Here is a 15,241-nt window from a genome sequence, read left to right as displayed (position 1 = left end):
AAGGAGGATACCAATGGGTTCTACATTCATGGGACTAGAAACGGCAAAAAGAGGAATCACAGCCCAGCGTGCAGGGCTTTATGTCACATCAAACAACGTCTCCAATGCAAATACAGATGGCTACTCAAGACAAAGAGTTACCTTTAAAGCAGATAATCCTTATCCAGTCATTTCAGTTTATGACGGCAAGACGTATGGCCAAATGGGGACAGGAGTTCAAGTTGGAACCGTTGAAAGAATTCGAGACAGCTTTTTAGATCTGCAATTCAGGGATCATAACAATAATTTGTCTTACTACTCAACAAAATCTGACGCCCTTTCACAAATGGAGGGAGTTATGAATGATTTGACGGATGAAGGCTTAAACAGAGCTTTTGATAACCTTTGGAAATCATTACAGGTCCTATCCGAAACAAAAAATGCCGATACAGCGTCTGCGCGTACAGTTGTTAAAACAAGTGCGCAGGCTTTAGTAGATCAATTCCGTCTACTTAATTCTTCTTTAACAACGATACAAAAGAATTTAAAAACAGAACTTGATTCAACAGCCAAAAATGTGAACACGATTTTATCTCAAATAGATGAAGTGAACAAACAAATTGCAGCAGTTGAACCAAACGGATATCTTCCAAATGATCTATATGATACGCGTGATGCGTTGGTAGATCAATTATCTTCACTTGTTGATATTAAAGTGAGCTACAATCCATCTGGTGGGAATGCGCTCAAAATTGCTGAAGGAACTGTCAATATCGACATTATCGGTGCAAATGGACAATCTGCTGGAACGATTTTGAATGGCATTACGAATGAAAAATCTGAACTGCAAATATCCTATGATAATACAACGGGACTTGTTAACTCACTTCAATTCGGAACAACAACTATTGCAGCAGATCAGCTTCAAGTGAATGGTAAAGTAAAAGCACTTGTTGAGGCCTACGGCTACATGTCAAATGGTGCTGAAAAAGGCATGTATCCGGATATGCTTGCAGAGCTGGATGAAGTAGCACAAGTATTCATGGATACATTTAACGATGTGCATAAGCAGGGGTACACGTTAAATGGTACAAGTGGACAAGACTTTTTTGATATCGAGAATAACAACGATCTGAATAAAGGCTTAGCTGCTCGTATTAAAGTGAGTGATGTCATTTTAGCATCAACAGATAACATTGCAGCATCTCTCAATCAAACACAGGGTGACGGTTCGAATGCTACGAAATTAGCGAATATACAAGACTTAAAGTTACCAATCGGCGGCAATACAACAACGATTCAGGATTACTACCAAAATGTCATTGCTGAGATGGGAATTCAAGGGAAGAAGAACATGACGCTAGAAAGCAGTTCAGCCGCTCTTGTCAATTCAGCCAATGAACGTAGAATGTCGACGAGTGCGGTTTCCATTGATGAAGAAATGACGAATATGATTCAATTTCAGCATGCATATAATGCGGCTGCGAGAGTTGTGACATTACAAGATGAAATATTGGATAAAGTAATAAACGGCATGGGTGTCGTAGGAAGGTAGGTATAACTGATGCGAGTCACACAAGGTATGATTTCTCAAAACTCACTTCGTAATATTAGTAAAAGTTATGAAAAACTTTCTAAAATAAATGAGCAAGCACAAACAGGGAGACGTTTCACAAAAACATCTGATGATCCTGTTGCAGCAGTAAAAAGCCTTCAATATAGTACTGCCATGTTTCGGAATGAACAATATCAAAAAAACTTAAATGAAGCACAAAACTGGATTGATACATCTGAAACAAGTGTCACTGAAATTATTGATATTATGTCAAATGTACGGGATAAAGTGCTTGACGCGGCTAATGGAACAAAGCAGCCAGAAGATTTAGCAGCTGTCGGAGTGGAAATTGGTCAGATGAAAAAACAAATTATTGATGCGATGAACACTCAGATGTTAGGTAAGTTCGTATTTAATGGAACAAATACAAATGTCAAACCAGTTGTTGAGAACGCAGATGGTACGTTTACGTTTAACTTTGAAAACTATACAGATGCAAATTCTGTTAAGTCAAACATTTCTGATGGTATCACTTTAAATGTGAACTCAAATCCAATTTCAGCGTTTGGCGGACAGTCTGCCAGCGGTCAAAATGTTATTGAAATGCTGACGGATTTAGAGAACTCATTAAAAAATGGAACGTTCGCAAATTCTGATGATGCGTTAGGAAGTATCGATCAGTTTAAAGAAGTGATGAGTGCTGAGCGATCGGACTTAGGAGCCCGTTCAAATCGTGTTGACTTAGTAGGCAGCCGTTTGACTTCACAATTCCAAGTGCTGAAAGATGCTAAATCCGATAATGAAGATGTTGAAAGTGAAAAAGCAATCCTTGATCTTCTTCAACAAGAGACTGTGAATAGAGCAGCTTTAGCAACAACGGCTAAAGTCATTCAGCCATCCCTTGTCGATTTCTTAAGATAATAAAAAGCATCCGTTGGGTGCTTTTTTGCATCATGGAGGTGTACCTATATGCAAATCCCTAGATTGTTAATGCAACAAACCTATGCAAAGCTGCAAATGTCGACAACTCCTTCTCGGCAAGAAGTAGAGCAGCCAAGAGCAGACCTTGAGATTCAGCAACCCAGAGCTGTTATGAATATCACAAGGACACCGTCAAAATTAACAATAGATCAAACTGAGGCATTCACCGATATGGACATCAAGTCGATTTTTAGGCGTTCTGAGGAATGGGCAGCCGAGGGGAAACGTGCTGTTGGAGAGGGAATGGGTCGAAGAGCGGAAGAAGGCAGTGAACTCATCAAGATCGAGAATGGTGGGAATGCAATTGCCGAGTTTGCCAAAATCAATGGCGCTCCTCCAGCCAAACAATTCAATATTGGTGTGATCCCTTCGTTCTTTAGTGTGAAAATTCACTATCAGCCATCTGAGCTTCAAATTGATGTTGAGCCTCAAAAAGCTATTATAGAGGCAACGCCTCATAAACCAATCGTTAACTACCAGCCAGGTAAGGTCAATATTGATATGTTACAGTACCCAAATTTAAAAATAGAAGTTGACGAAACGGGCCAAAATGGTGATAAGGTATAGTTAAGAAAAATGAAAAAGGTCGTGAATTATGATCATTCAAACAAAATACCATGGTGAAGTGACAATTAAAGAGGAGCAAATGATCAACTTCTCTAATGGAATACCTGGATTTCTAGATCAAAAACAGTTTGTCATTTTACCTTTATCAGAAGAGTCACCATTTTTAGTTCTTCAATCATTGAAAAACGCAGAGTTAGGCTTTATTGTCAGCAGTCCGTTTTTATTCTTCAACCAATATGAATTCGATCTAGACGAGACGGTCGTAGATATTTTGGAAGTAGAAGATGCTAATGATGTGGAAGTCATGGTGATCTTAACAATGGAATCATCTATTGAAAAAACGACAGCCAATTTAAGAGCGCCTATTATCGTGAACCGGAAAAACATGAAAGCCAAGCAGGTGATTTTGCATGATTCAGCTTATCATACAAAACATTTGTTAGAGGTGGCATCCTCATGTTAGTTCTCTCGCGTAAATTAAACCAGTCGATTCAAATAGGCGATGATATTGAAATCAAGATTATTTCAATCGAAGGCGATCAAGTGAAAATCGGAATTGAAGCTCCTAAGCACATTGATATTCACAGGAAAGAAGTGTACCTTTCTATTCAAGAAGAGAATAGTCGTGCTGCGAGTTTATCGCTAGATCTCCTCTCTCAATTATCCTCACAAAAAAAGTGAGGATTTTTTTATCTGATTCAGCTGCCCTTCTCCGTATGAAAGCGTTCTGATTTGGGTGCTTTATGATCTATACGAAACTTTAACAAATCTGTCCATCTATATTTAATTTGACAATTCCAAGCCGATATAAAAGATAGATTAAAGCACAGGAGCTGAATAACTATGTCTGTTGGTAAGTTGACATCGCTAGAGCCAATTATCGATGCATTTCAAACCCGTGTTTCTAATAACCAGAAAGACAATGTAAACGCTGATTTACAAGCAAATGGTAAGGTCGTTTCAAAAGAAGAAATTGAAAAAACGCTTCAAGGAGCAAACAAGCTCATTGAACCCACTCAATTTCATCTGCAATTTGAATTACATGAAAAACTCAATGAATATTATGTCAAAGTCGTAGATAACCAAACAGAAGAAGTCATTAGAGAGATTCCTTCTAAGGAATGGCTTGATTTCTATGCGGCAATGACAGAAATTGTCGGTTTATTTGTAGATAAAAGAATGTAAGTGAAGGGAGAACATGAAAAATGGTCAATCGAATTACTGGATTTTCAAATGTGTTTGATATTGATGAAATCGTGTCAAAACTCATGAAAACTGAGCAAGCACCACTTGATAAAATGACACGCCAGAAACAAACACTTGAATGGCAAAGAGACAGCTATCGCGAGGTTACCTCAAAAGTCAAAGAATTAGATGATTTGATCTACAAATTAGAATTAGGTCGTCCAAGCACATATGGCGCCAAAAAAGTGACAAGCTCAAATGAATCTGCAGTCACAGCAACTGGATCAACAAATGCTGCCTCGGGCTCAATCAATGTTACCCAACTAGCGACAGCTTCTGTCTTCAAATCGTCTGGTACTTCTGGTTTTACACCTGCAAATGGCACGTTTACATTCGAGGTGACGACACCAGATTCGACGAAACCGAAAACGGTGACGATCAATACTACTGATACCGATACAATTGATGACATCGTGAAAAAGCTGAACAACTCACAATTAGGTGTGACGGCCTACAAAGGACAGATCTTTGACGGATCTAACTATGTCGATACGGTCGCTCTCACTTCACGGACAACAGGTGAAGGTGTCAGCATTAAAGCAACTGATGGTAATTCAGCTTCATTCTTCACTCAATTAGGTTTCCAAGTGGATGGAGATAACAAATTAGTTGCGACCACTCAGGGGCAAAAAGCACAATACGAGATTAATGGTCTGAAAATGGAAAATAACAATAATACATTTGAGCAAGCTGGTATTACGTACGAGCTAAAAGGGACGACCGATAAGCCTGTCAGCTTAAACGTTTCAACAGATGTCGATACAATCTTTGATAAAATTAAACAATTTGTTGATAAATACAATGAGCTTGTTGAGCAAGTCAATGGCAAAGTTAATGAAAAAAGAAATAGAGACTATCATCCTTTAACAGCAGAAGAGAAAAAAGCAATGTCTGACAAAGAAGTGGAGCTGTGGGAAACGACAGCGAAGTCTGGCTTGCTGAGAAGTGATTCCATTTTACGAGGTGGTGCCTCTAAAATAAGAAGTGATTTTTATGCTGAGATTACGACAAGTGATGCAAATAAAATTCAAATCACACAAATTGGAATTACCACTTCAAATAAATATAAAGATGGCGGGAAGCTTGAAATTAATGAAGAGAAATTAAGAAAAGCAATTGAAGCTGACCCTCAGAATGTCAGTCAAATGTTTATCTCGGGTAAATTAAATGTCGATTCAAAAGATAAAGACAAAGCGCAGCAGCAATATAAAGAACAAGGAATCATTTATCGTGTTCAAAATTCCTTAACAGCCTTTACGAAAAGTATTCAAAAAAAGGCTGGTAGCACGACAATGCAATTAAAGGAATACGTCCTTGGTAAGGACCTTGATTCTTTAGCAAAACGAATGGATACATTCCAAGATCGTTTGAAACTTGTTGAAGCCCGCTACTACAAAAAGTTTAACGCCATGGATAGCGCGATTCAAAAGCTAAACAACCAATCTGGCTATCTTTCTCAACTGCTTGGACAATAATTGGAGGTTTATAACATATGGCAATTCAGAACCCTTATGCCGCCTATCAGAAAAATTCTATTGAGACTGCAACACCTGCCGAGTTGACGCTTATGCTTTATGAAGGCTGCTTAAAGTTCATTAGACTAGCGAAGTATGCCATTCAAAAAGAGGATGCAGAAACGAGAAATGTGAACCTGAAAAAGGCTCAAAACATCATTCAAGAATTAAATGTCACCTTAAATCGTTCTTATGACGTATCAAAGAGTATGGCAAGTATGTATGATTACATTTATCGCAGACTGATTGAAGCCAATCTTCAAAATGACGAAGAGATGTTGAATGAAGTAGAGCAATACGTAACTGATTTTCGTGATGCGTGGAAGGAAGTTATTCAAACCGATCGAAAAGGGCGTCACCACTCTATCGGGGGATCTCTATGAGTATTGTGGACCAGCTGCATGACCAAACGTTAAAAATGGCAGCCGAAATAACGGCAAATCCGCAAAGTGACACCTTGGTTGAAGACTTTGATGCCTTTTTAATTGAGAGAGACGAATTAATGAGAGATATTCAGCATGAGCTGACGGAGCAAGAAAAAGAAAAAATTAAAGAAATTATCCAAACAGATCAACAGATGGCGAAGCAATTAACGGTGATCCAAAATGGGATCAAAGCAGATATTCAAGCCATTCAAAAAAAGAAAACGAAACAGCTGAATTATCAAAATCCATACCAGCCTATGACGAGTGACGGCGTATATTACGATAAACGGAAATAATTAGGTGAGACCTGTGGCGTATCGTTCAGATGACTATATTTTATTAACCACATATTATGAACTTCTTTTTACGATAGAAGAGAGTCTAAAATATTTAGATGAAATTGAGAAGGATTTTGCTAAGACTGAAGGGGATCGGATCTTTAATGATCTGATCCATGCCTTCTTTCATTTAGACACAACACATCCCCTTCTGCTTTCAATTATAGAAAATGAGCACTTTGCCAAAACGATTCGTTCATTTGATCAAATTTTTTTAAGTTTTGATATACTAGCTTTCTATACATTCCCTTCAATACACTTCCAATCATTCCTTAAATCATATTTTATACCTGAATATAGAAAGTGGATGGATGAAATACATGCCTGTATGAGGCCGTATGTCATTCATTAATTTTTGTTCAATTCAGACTGTCGGAGGAAATTATGAGACTAAAAAATCAATTTTTATTTGGGCTTATTGTCATATGTGTATTGTTTGTCAGTATTTTAGGTTTCTCGAGCTTTATCTATTACAAAACAGATCAATCCTATAAGACGCTTCTTAGCAAAGAAGTGAAGCTTTATCAGACCTCGTTAGAATTAGAGGCACTTTTGCAAAAGCAGGAAGCACAAATTAAAACATATGTTGTCATGAGAGACAGGGAAATATCGCAAAAAATTGAAGAAACCTATGTTGATATCAATAAAACAACAGGGGAGGCTTTAAAACTTAGTACAGTCAAAAAGGCAAAACAATTATTAACAAAAATATCTCAAAAGAATGAACTCTACTATGAATCCACAAAAAGGTTATTTATTTCATTAAATACTAACAATCAAAAAGAATTCAACACACGCCTCAACCAAGAATTACAACCTATCGAACAAGAAATACATACCTTTACAAAAGAATTTGCTCAAACGCAGTTAAAGCAACGGGACCAAAAAATCAAACAGCTCAACCAAGACAGTAATCAATTACTATTCACTCTCATTCTAGTTAGTGGAGTCATTATTGTTGGCTTTTTGTTGATTGGGACAAGATTCGTTTATCGTATGACAAAGCCAATTGTGTCTGTCACAAATGCTGCGAGAAGGATGGCAGATGGTGATCTTACACTTGAAGAGATTGAAGTGACCTCTAAAAATGAGATTGGTCAACTCGGTACCGCTTTTAATCAAATGACAAAACATTTACGACAACTCATTTTACAGGTGCAACATGGCTCAAGACAATTAGCTGATTCTGCTGCCCAATTTGAGGAAACCATTCATCAAACCATATCGGCTAGCGAGCAGACATCTAGTTCGATTGAACAGGTAAGTGAAGCATCACGTGAACAATCAGACGCGGTCGGAAAAGTAGCTTCCGCCATTCAAGAAGTATCGACTGGTATGCAAAATGCAGCTGAACACACATCCGATGTTTCGGGTCACTCAATTTCAGTGACTGAAAAGGCTGAAGAGGGTGCAGCACTTATTCAGCAATTCGTAAAACAAATGAGCTCTATCAAAGCGTCCGTAAACGAGCACCATTCCACAATGGCTCATGTACAAGCCCAGTTCACTGGCATTGAAGATTTGTTGGGTCATATCCATGCCATCGCTGACCAAACGAATTTGCTTGCTTTAAATGCTGCTATTGAAGCGGCAAGAGCGGGAGAACATGGGAGAGGATTTGCGGTAGTAGCAGATGAAGTGAGAAAACTGGCTGAAGAATCTAGTCAGCTAACAGATCAAATTAGTCAATTGCTCGCGAACGTGAACAAAGATACTGAAAAATCATCACATTCGATGACAAAGGTTGAGCAGGATGTAGCAGAAGGTGTGAAAGTATCGCAATTGTCAGAACAGAGTTTTCATGAAATCCTAGAATCTATTCGTGATATTTCGATGAAAGCAGAGGAACTTTCAGCCACTGCAGAGGAGATTTCAGCTAGTACAGAGGAAATATCTCAGACGGTTGGTGTCATTGAAGAAGGAGCCAAACGCAATTCAGAAGAGACGGAGTACATGTCTGCAGCTGTTGAAGAATCATTGGCAGCAAATGAAGAAATGAAAGCAGCGGCGGAGGACTTAAAAACCTTATCTCATTCGCTGAAAACATCAATATCATCTTTCACCATTTAAATGTGTGCTGGTCTTTTTTAAGAATGAGCCGAATATATATTCATCACCTATCAAGCAACAGTTGAAGCACCGCAAAATTCGACAAATTTCAATAAATATTCACATTTTTTTTACGTTTGAGCAGGAGAAAAGGAGGGAAAAGTAGAAATAGGTTTACATATCCTTAATTTTAAAGGAGGCGTTCTTTACATGAATTACAATGTCAGAGGAGAAAACATCGATGTAACACCTGCACTAAGAGATCATGTCGAGAAAAAAATTGGAAAGCTGGAGCGTTATTTTGAAACAGACGTAGATGCTTCAGTCAACGTAAACTTGAAGTTTTACAATGATCAAGAATCTAAAGTTGAGGTTACCATTCCAATGACTGATCTAGCACTTCGAGCTGAGGTGCATAATGAAGATATGTACAATGCAGTAGACCTAGCAGCCAGTAAATTAGAACGTCAAATTCGAAAGCACAAAACAAAAGTAAACCGTAAATTCCGCGAGCAAGGTGCCAAAAAGCACTTATTTGCTGGAGGAAATGGGACGGCTGATGTAGCTGTTCAGGATGACGAAGAAATTGATGAAACAGAAATCGTCAGACAAAAACGTTTCAATTTAAAACCGATGGATAGCGAAGAGGCCATTCTTCAAATGAACATGTTAGGTCATAGTTTCTTCGTCTTCACTAATGCTGAGACAAATTTGACCAATGTGGTCTATCGCCGAAATGATGGAAAATATGGACTCATCGAGCCAAACGCTTAATCTGATCTAAAAACAACCTAAAAAAAGTAAACCCGTTCCCTCTATGAGGGGCGGGTTTTTTGTGCGAAATCATTGCAAATTCTTTGGAAATGAAGGAAGGTATGGTATGATAAATGCAGGTAAATATGGACCTGTCAATCTTTTGGACATGCCGAAAAATTGCATGAAATAGAGGAGCGTTATTATATGCTTGGAATCTTAAACAAAGTGTTTGATCCTACGAAACGTACGATCAGCAAATATGAAAAAAAAGCAAATGAAATTGAAGCTCTTGCTCAAGATTTTGAGAAATTATCTGACGAGGCTTTACGAAATAAAACGATCGAATTTAAAGAAAAACTAGAAAAAGGACAATCCGTGGATGACCTATTGGTTGAAGCATTTGCAACGGTTCGCGAGGCATCACGCCGTGTGACAGGAATGTTCCCATTTAAGGTGCAGCTCATGGGGGGGATCGCGCTTCATGAAGGCAACATCTCTGAGATGAAAACAGGTGAAGGTAAAACGTTGACTTCAACAATGCCTGTTTATTTAAATGCTCTATCTGGAAAAGGCGTCCACATTGTGACAGTAAACGAATATTTGGCAAGCCGTGATGCAGAGGAAATGGGCAAGATTTTTGAATTTCTTGGCTTAACGGTTGGTTTAAACTTAAACAGCTTAGACAAAGATGAAAAAAGAGAAGCGTATGCCGCTGATATTACGTATTCAACAAACAATGAACTTGGCTTTGACTATTTACGAGATAACATGGTGCTTTACAAAGAGCAAATGGTTCAAAGACCGCTTCATTATGCCGTGATTGATGAGGTTGACTCCATCTTAATTGATGAAGCGAGAACACCGCTTATCATTTCTGGACAAGCTGCGAAATCTACAAAGCTCTATGTACAAGCGAATGCATTTGTTCGTACATTAAAAATAGAAGATGATTTCACATATGATATTAAAACAAAAAGTGTACAGCTGACAGAAAGCGGAATGACGAAGGCGGAAAAAGCATTCGGCATCGAGAACTTATTTGATGTCAAACATGTCGCACTGAACCATCACATCGCACAGGCGCTAAAGGCACATGTTGCGATGCAAAAAGATGTGGATTATGTTGTTGAAGAAGGTCAAGTCGTTATTGTTGACTCTTTCACAGGACGTCTCATGAAAGGACGCCGTTATAGTGAAGGTCTGCATCAAGCCATTGAGGCAAAAGAAGGTCTCGAAGTGCAGAACGAAAGTATGACCCTTGCAACGATTACGTTCCAGAACTACTTCCGCATGTATGAAAAACTTTCCGGTATGACCGGTACAGCGAAAACGGAAGAAGAAGAATTCCGTAACATTTACAACATGCAGGTTGTGACAATCCCAACCAACCAACCAGTCGTTCGTGATGACAGACCTGATTTAATTTACCGCACAATGGAAGGTAAATTTAAAGCAGTGGCTGAAGATGTTGCGCAGCGCTATATGACAGGGCAGCCAGTGCTTGTTGGAACAGTAGCGGTTGAGACATCTGAGCTTATTTCTAAGTTGCTTAAAAATAAAGGGATTCCTCATCAAGTGTTAAATGCGAAAAACCATGAGCGTGAGGCACAAATTATTGAAGAGGCTGGTCAAAAGGGTGCCGTCACCATTGCGACCAATATGGCAGGACGTGGTACGGACATCAAGCTTGGCGAAGGCGTCAAAGAACTTGGCGGTCTAGCTGTCATTGGGACAGAACGTCACGAATCACGACGTATTGATAACCAGCTTCGTGGACGTTCTGGTCGTCAAGGAGACCCAGGGATTACCCAATTCTATCTCTCCATGGAAGATGAATTGATGCGCCGATTTGGTGCAGAGCGCACGATGGCAATGCTTGACCGTTTTGGCATGGATGACACTACACCTATCCAAAGTAAAATGGTGTCTAAAGCCGTTGAATCATCTCAAAAACGCGTTGAGGGGAACAACTTTGATTCTCGTAAACAGCTTCTGCAATATGACGATGTGCTTCGTCAGCAGCGTGAAGTGATCTACAAGCAGCGCTTTGAAGTCATTGATTCTGATAACTTAAAATCGATTGTGATCAATATGATTCAGTCTTCAATTGAGCGCGCTGTTGGTTCTTATACGCCGAAAGAAGAGCTTCCGGAAGAATGGAAACTAGATGGGCTTGTTGAATTAATCAACACGAACTATTTAGATGAAGGAGCCATTTCGGTTAAGGACGTTTACGGTAAAGAAGCAGATGAAATCACCTCCTTCATTATGGATCGTATTAAAGAAAAATACGATGCAAAAGAAGAAACATATGGTGACGAACAAATGCGAGAATTTGAAAAAGTTATCGTTCTTCGTGCGGTGGATTCAAAGTGGATGGATCATATCGATGCAATGGATCAACTGCGTCAAGGAATTCATTTACGTGCGTATGCACAAACGAATCCGCTTCGTGAGTATCAAATGGAAGGATTTGCGATGTTTGAGCATATGGTCGCTTCAATTGAAGATGATGTGGCCAAATATGTCTTGAAATCAGAAATCCAAAACAACTTAGAACGTGAAGAAGTCGTTCAAGGTCAAACAACAGCTCATCAGCCTCAAGAGGGTGATGAGGAGAAGACAGTGAAAAAGAAGCCGGTACGTAAAGTCGTAGACATTGGTCGAAACTCACCATGTCACTGCGGAAGCGGCAAGAAATATAAAAATTGTCATGGGAAGACAGAATAAGTAATGGAAAGAGGTGAAAACCTCTTTCTATTCATGTCAGCCCCCATACATCTATGAGGTGAAGGATATGGAATTAGTAGAAATTAGACAAGAGCTTGAAAATATGGCTAGCAGGCTAGCTGATTTTAGGGGGTCTCTTTGACCTCGAAACAAAAGAAGCCAAAATTGCAGAACTCGAAGCGACAATGTCAGAGGCTGATTTTTGGAATGATCAGCAAAAGGCACAAGGCGTCATCAATGAAGCCAATGCACTAAAGGATAATGTGAATGCATACCATGAGCTCAGTGAATCTCATGAAGAGCTGCAAATGACACATGACCTATTAAAGGAAGATTATGATGAAGAGCTTCATGTAGAGCTTGAGAAAGAGCTGAAGAATTTAACCAAGCAATTTAACGAGTTTGAGTTGCAGCTTCTCTTAAGTGAACCATATGATAAAAACAATGCCATCCTTGAGCTTCACCCAGGAGCAGGGGGTACTGAATCACAGGATTGGGGTTCTATGCTTCTGAGAATGTATACTCGTTGGGCAGAGCGCAGAGGCTTTAAGGTTGAAACGCTTGATTATCTTCCTGGTGATGAAGCAGGAATTAAGTCTGTCACATTGCTCATCAAAGGGCATAACGCATACGGCTACATAAAAGCAGAAAAAGGTGTCCATCGTTTGGTTCGTATTTCTCCTTTTGATTCATCTGGCCGTAGACATACTTCTTTCGTTTCCTGTGATGTCATGCCTGAGTTCAATGAAGAAATCGATATTGATATTCGAACAGAAGATATCAAAGTAGATACGTATCGTGCAAGCGGCGCTGGTGGACAGCACGTCAATACGACTGACTCTGCCGTTCGTATCACACACATTCCAACCAATGTCGTGGTGACATGCCAAACAGAAAGATCACAAATCAAAAACAGAGAACGTGCGATGAAAATGCTGAAATCGAAACTTTATCAAAGACGGATCGAAGAACAGCAAGCTGAGTTGGATGAAATTAGAGGAGAGCAGAAAGAAATTGGCTGGGGTAGCCAAATTCGCTCTTATGTATTCCATCCGTATTCTCTTGTAAAAGACCATCGTACCAATACGGAGATGGGAAATGTCCAAGCGGTCATGGATGGAGATTTAGATTCATTTATCGACGCATATTTACGTTCGAAATTATCATAAAAACTCGGCTTCTTGCCGGGTTTTTTTTATTGTGAGAAAATATAATGAATATAAAGGAATACATACGCCATACTGACTCTATATCCTTTGTATGATGAAATTAGCAAATAAAGGGGGAAATATTTTGGGATTAACAACATTACAAGAGACGTGGGATTTAGATGCCTTTTTTAAAGGAGGCAGTTCTTCACCAGAATTTAAAACATATTTGCAACACATTGAGCAGCTATTAGATGAATTACGACAAAAGGCCGATGCCTTTTCAAAAGAAGATACACACATTGAAACTAGGTTAACGTCTGTCCTTGACACGTATGAAACCACATATAAAAAACTGTCTCAAGCAGGTTCATTTGTATCCTGTCTCCAATCGCAAAATACAAAGGATATGAAGGCTGGCAGTCTTCGAGGCACGATTGCTAAGTTAGAAGCTGAATTAGGTACCATACTTACGCTGTTTGATCAGGCGCTTGCTGCCATCTCTCCTGAAAAATGGGAAGATCTCATGAGTTCAGATGCCTTTTCAGATGTTCGCTACATATTAAATGAACGAAGAGACCGAGTGAAGGATCAATTGCCTGTTGAACAAGAAACATTGATTCAAAAGCTAGCGGTTGATGGCTACCATGCGTGGGATGAGCTTTATTCTAGCTTAGTAAATAAAATTACGATTCCATTTGAACAACATGGTGAAACGCAGATGATCTCTGTTGGCCAAGCGGAAAATGCGATGGATGATTCAGACCGTGAAGTCAGAAAGGCTGTTTACCATAACCTAGAGCATGCATGGACGCAGGACGAACATCTATTTGCAAGCACGCTCAATCATTTGGCAGGTTTTCGTTTGCAAGTATATGAAGCACGAGGCTGGGATCATATTTTAAAAGAGCCGCTTGATATTTGTCGGATGAAACAAGAGACCCTTGATGCCATGTGGTCTGTGATTGATGAGCATAAACAGCCATTTATTGATTACTTACATCGAAAGGCTGACATGCTTGGAGTGGATAAGCTAAGCTGGTTTGATGTTGGGGCTCCTATTGGCAGTGAAACCAAGATCTATCCGTACCAGGAAGCAGCTGCTTTTATTGTGAAGCATTTCGCTGGATTTGGAGAAGAACTTGCTGCCTTTACAGAAAAAGCTTTTAATGAGCGCTGGGTAGAAGCTGAGGATCGCCCGAACAAACGAGTAGGCGGTTTTTGTACAAATTTCCCTGACAGCGGAGAGTCTCGCATTTTTATGACCTTCTCAGGAAGTCCATCCAACGTGGCGACACTCGCGCATGAGCTTGGTCATTCGTTCCATCAGGAAGTGATGCAGGATGTTCGCATTCTGAATCGCAAATATGCGATGAATGTCGCTGAAACGGCCTCGACGTTCGCAGAAATGATTGTGGCTGATGCTTCATTAAAAGAAGCGGAAAACGAAGAGGAGCGCCTCAGCTTGTTAGAGGATAAGCTGCAGCGGAGCGTCGCATTTTTTATGAACATTCAATCTCGTTTCTTATTTGAACAGCGCTTTTATGAAGAGCGTAAACAAGGAGAAGTGCCGGCGGACCGTTTGAATGAGCTGATGGTAGAAGCGCAGAAAGAGGCCTTTGGCGACTCATTAGATGAATACCATCCTCATTTCTGGGCGTCTAAACTGCATTTCCATATCACGGGTGTACCGTTTTATAATTTCCCATACACATTTGGTTACATGTTCTCACTAGGAATTTATGCAAAAGCCTTGCAGGCTGGTACTTCGTTTGAAGAAAAGTACATTGCATTATTAAAGGATACAGCTTCAATGACAGTAGAAGATTTGGCCTTTAAGCACTTAGGTGTCGATCTTACCCAAAAAGATTTTTGGGAGGAAGCCATTAGCCTGGCTGTAGCAGACGCTGAAGAGTTTTTAGAAGCGACGAAAAAGTAAAAATGAAAAGCTCCC

Annotated in this window: 15 protein-coding genes; all 15 read left to right on the top strand. The window is 39.6% G+C overall.

Features of this window, described 5'->3' with window-relative positions; genetic code table 11:
• The first annotated feature begins 13 nt into the window (after positions 1-13).
• The 15 genes from flgK (at position 14) to MHI35_RS16065 (ending at position 15,226) form a co-directional block, all read left to right on the top strand.
• A complete protein-coding gene (flgK, locus tag MHI35_RS16135) occupies positions 14-1,534 on the top strand; it encodes a flagellar hook-associated protein FlgK (RefSeq protein WP_144523411.1) in 1,521 nt (506 codons plus the stop codon).
• Positions 1,535-1,543: 9 nt separating this feature from the next.
• Positions 1,544-2,455: a flagellar hook-associated protein FlgL gene (gene flgL, locus MHI35_RS16130; RefSeq protein ID WP_144523410.1), complete on the top strand. Its 912-nt coding sequence runs from the start codon at positions 1,544-1,546 to the stop codon at positions 2,453-2,455.
• A gap of 48 nt (positions 2,456-2,503) precedes the next feature.
• The gene (locus MHI35_RS16125; protein ID WP_340992695.1) at positions 2,504-3,082 is read left to right on the top strand and encodes a DUF6470 family protein; all 579 of its coding nucleotides are present in this window, start codon (positions 2,504-2,506) and stop codon (positions 3,080-3,082) included.
• 28 nt (positions 3,083-3,110) lie between these two features.
• Complete coding sequence (gene fliW, locus MHI35_RS16120) at positions 3,111-3,545, top strand: flagellar assembly protein FliW (RefSeq protein ID WP_144523408.1); 435 nt, start codon at positions 3,111-3,113, stop codon at positions 3,543-3,545.
• Positions 3,539-3,763 (top strand): carbon storage regulator CsrA, encoded by a 225-nt coding sequence (csrA, locus tag MHI35_RS16115; RefSeq protein WP_211063634.1) that lies wholly within the window; start codon positions 3,539-3,541, stop codon positions 3,761-3,763. The genes fliW and csrA overlap by 7 nt, the downstream gene beginning before the upstream one ends.
• Before the next feature lie 162 nt (positions 3,764-3,925).
• On the top strand, positions 3,926-4,267 hold the full coding sequence (flaG, locus tag MHI35_RS16110; RefSeq protein ID WP_211063633.1) for a flagellar protein FlaG: 342 nt from the start codon (positions 3,926-3,928) through the stop codon (positions 4,265-4,267).
• A gap of 20 nt (positions 4,268-4,287) precedes the next feature.
• Positions 4,288-5,802: a flagellar hook-associated protein 2 gene (locus tag MHI35_RS16105; protein WP_144523405.1), complete on the top strand. Its 1,515-nt coding sequence runs from the start codon at positions 4,288-4,290 to the stop codon at positions 5,800-5,802.
• Positions 5,803-5,819: 17 nt separating this feature from the next.
• A complete protein-coding gene (gene fliS / locus MHI35_RS16100) occupies positions 5,820-6,224 on the top strand; it encodes a flagellar export chaperone FliS (RefSeq protein ID WP_058013567.1) in 405 nt (134 codons plus the stop codon).
• Entirely contained in the window at positions 6,221-6,562 is a 342-nt protein-coding gene (fliT, locus tag MHI35_RS16095) for a flagella biosynthesis regulatory protein FliT (RefSeq protein WP_211063632.1), read from the top strand. Before fliS ends, fliT begins: the two co-directional genes overlap by 4 nt.
• Before the next feature lie 13 nt (positions 6,563-6,575).
• On the top strand, positions 6,576-6,956 hold the full coding sequence (locus MHI35_RS16090) for a hypothetical protein (RefSeq protein WP_012011419.1): 381 nt from the start codon (positions 6,576-6,578) through the stop codon (positions 6,954-6,956).
• Positions 6,957-6,988: 32 nt separating this feature from the next.
• On the top strand, positions 6,989-8,674 hold the full coding sequence (locus tag MHI35_RS16085) for a methyl-accepting chemotaxis protein (protein ID WP_144523403.1): 1,686 nt from the start codon (positions 6,989-6,991) through the stop codon (positions 8,672-8,674).
• Between the two features lie 189 nt (positions 8,675-8,863).
• Positions 8,864-9,427: a ribosome hibernation-promoting factor, HPF/YfiA family gene (gene hpf / locus MHI35_RS16080; protein WP_003213481.1), complete on the top strand. Its 564-nt coding sequence runs from the start codon at positions 8,864-8,866 to the stop codon at positions 9,425-9,427.
• A gap of 186 nt (positions 9,428-9,613) precedes the next feature.
• Positions 9,614-12,139 carry a preprotein translocase subunit SecA gene (gene secA, locus MHI35_RS16075; RefSeq protein WP_144523402.1) on the top strand — a complete coding sequence of 842 codons (2,526 nt, stop codon included), beginning with the start codon at positions 9,614-9,616 and terminating at the stop codon, positions 12,137-12,139.
• A 67-nt stretch (positions 12,140-12,206) separates the two neighbouring features.
• A protein-coding gene (gene prfB / locus MHI35_RS16070; RefSeq protein WP_144523401.1) for a peptide chain release factor 2 occupies positions 12,207-13,308 on the top strand; the annotation gives its coding sequence in 2 pieces (ribosomal slippage) (positions 12,207-12,278 and positions 12,280-13,308; 1,101 coding nt in all).
• A gap of 124 nt (positions 13,309-13,432) precedes the next feature.
• Positions 13,433-15,226 carry a M3 family oligoendopeptidase gene (locus MHI35_RS16065; protein WP_335349258.1) on the top strand — a complete coding sequence of 598 codons (1,794 nt, stop codon included), beginning with the start codon at positions 13,433-13,435 and terminating at the stop codon, positions 15,224-15,226.
• Positions 15,227-15,241: the final 15 nt, after the last annotated feature.

This window comes from Bacillus sp. FSL K6-3459, assembly GCF_038003305.1.
GTDB lineage: Bacteria > Bacillota > Bacilli > Bacillales > Bacillaceae > Bacillus > Bacillus pumilus_O.
This window is presented reverse-complemented; position numbering and strand designations above follow the sequence as displayed.

Excerpts from the sequence above, each read along its gene's own strand:
- flgL (WP_144523410.1), top strand. The coding sequence starts at position 1,544 with ATGCGAGTCACACAAGGTATGATTTCTCAAAACTCACTTCGTAATATT.
- MHI35_RS16105 (WP_144523405.1), top strand. The coding sequence starts at position 4,288 with ATGGTCAATCGAATTACTGGATTTTCAAATGTGTTTGATATTGATGAA.
- fliT (WP_211063632.1), top strand. The coding sequence starts at position 6,221 with ATGAGTATTGTGGACCAGCTGCATGACCAAACGTTAAAAATGGCAGCC.
- hpf (WP_003213481.1), top strand. The coding sequence starts at position 8,864 with ATGAATTACAATGTCAGAGGAGAAAACATCGATGTAACACCTGCACTA.
- fliS (WP_058013567.1), top strand. The coding sequence starts at position 5,820 with ATGGCAATTCAGAACCCTTATGCCGCCTATCAGAAAAATTCTATTGAG.
- flaG (WP_211063633.1), top strand. The coding sequence starts at position 3,926 with ATGTCTGTTGGTAAGTTGACATCGCTAGAGCCAATTATCGATGCATTT.
- flgK (WP_144523411.1), top strand. The coding sequence starts at position 14 with ATGGGTTCTACATTCATGGGACTAGAAACGGCAAAAAGAGGAATCACA.
- MHI35_RS16085 (WP_144523403.1), top strand. The coding sequence starts at position 6,989 with ATGAGACTAAAAAATCAATTTTTATTTGGGCTTATTGTCATATGTGTA.
- secA (WP_144523402.1), top strand. The coding sequence starts at position 9,614 with ATGCTTGGAATCTTAAACAAAGTGTTTGATCCTACGAAACGTACGATC.
- MHI35_RS16125 (WP_340992695.1), top strand. The coding sequence starts at position 2,504 with ATGCAAATCCCTAGATTGTTAATGCAACAAACCTATGCAAAGCTGCAA.
- fliW (WP_144523408.1), top strand. The coding sequence starts at position 3,111 with ATGATCATTCAAACAAAATACCATGGTGAAGTGACAATTAAAGAGGAG.
- csrA (WP_211063634.1), top strand. The coding sequence starts at position 3,539 with ATGTTAGTTCTCTCGCGTAAATTAAACCAGTCGATTCAAATAGGCGAT.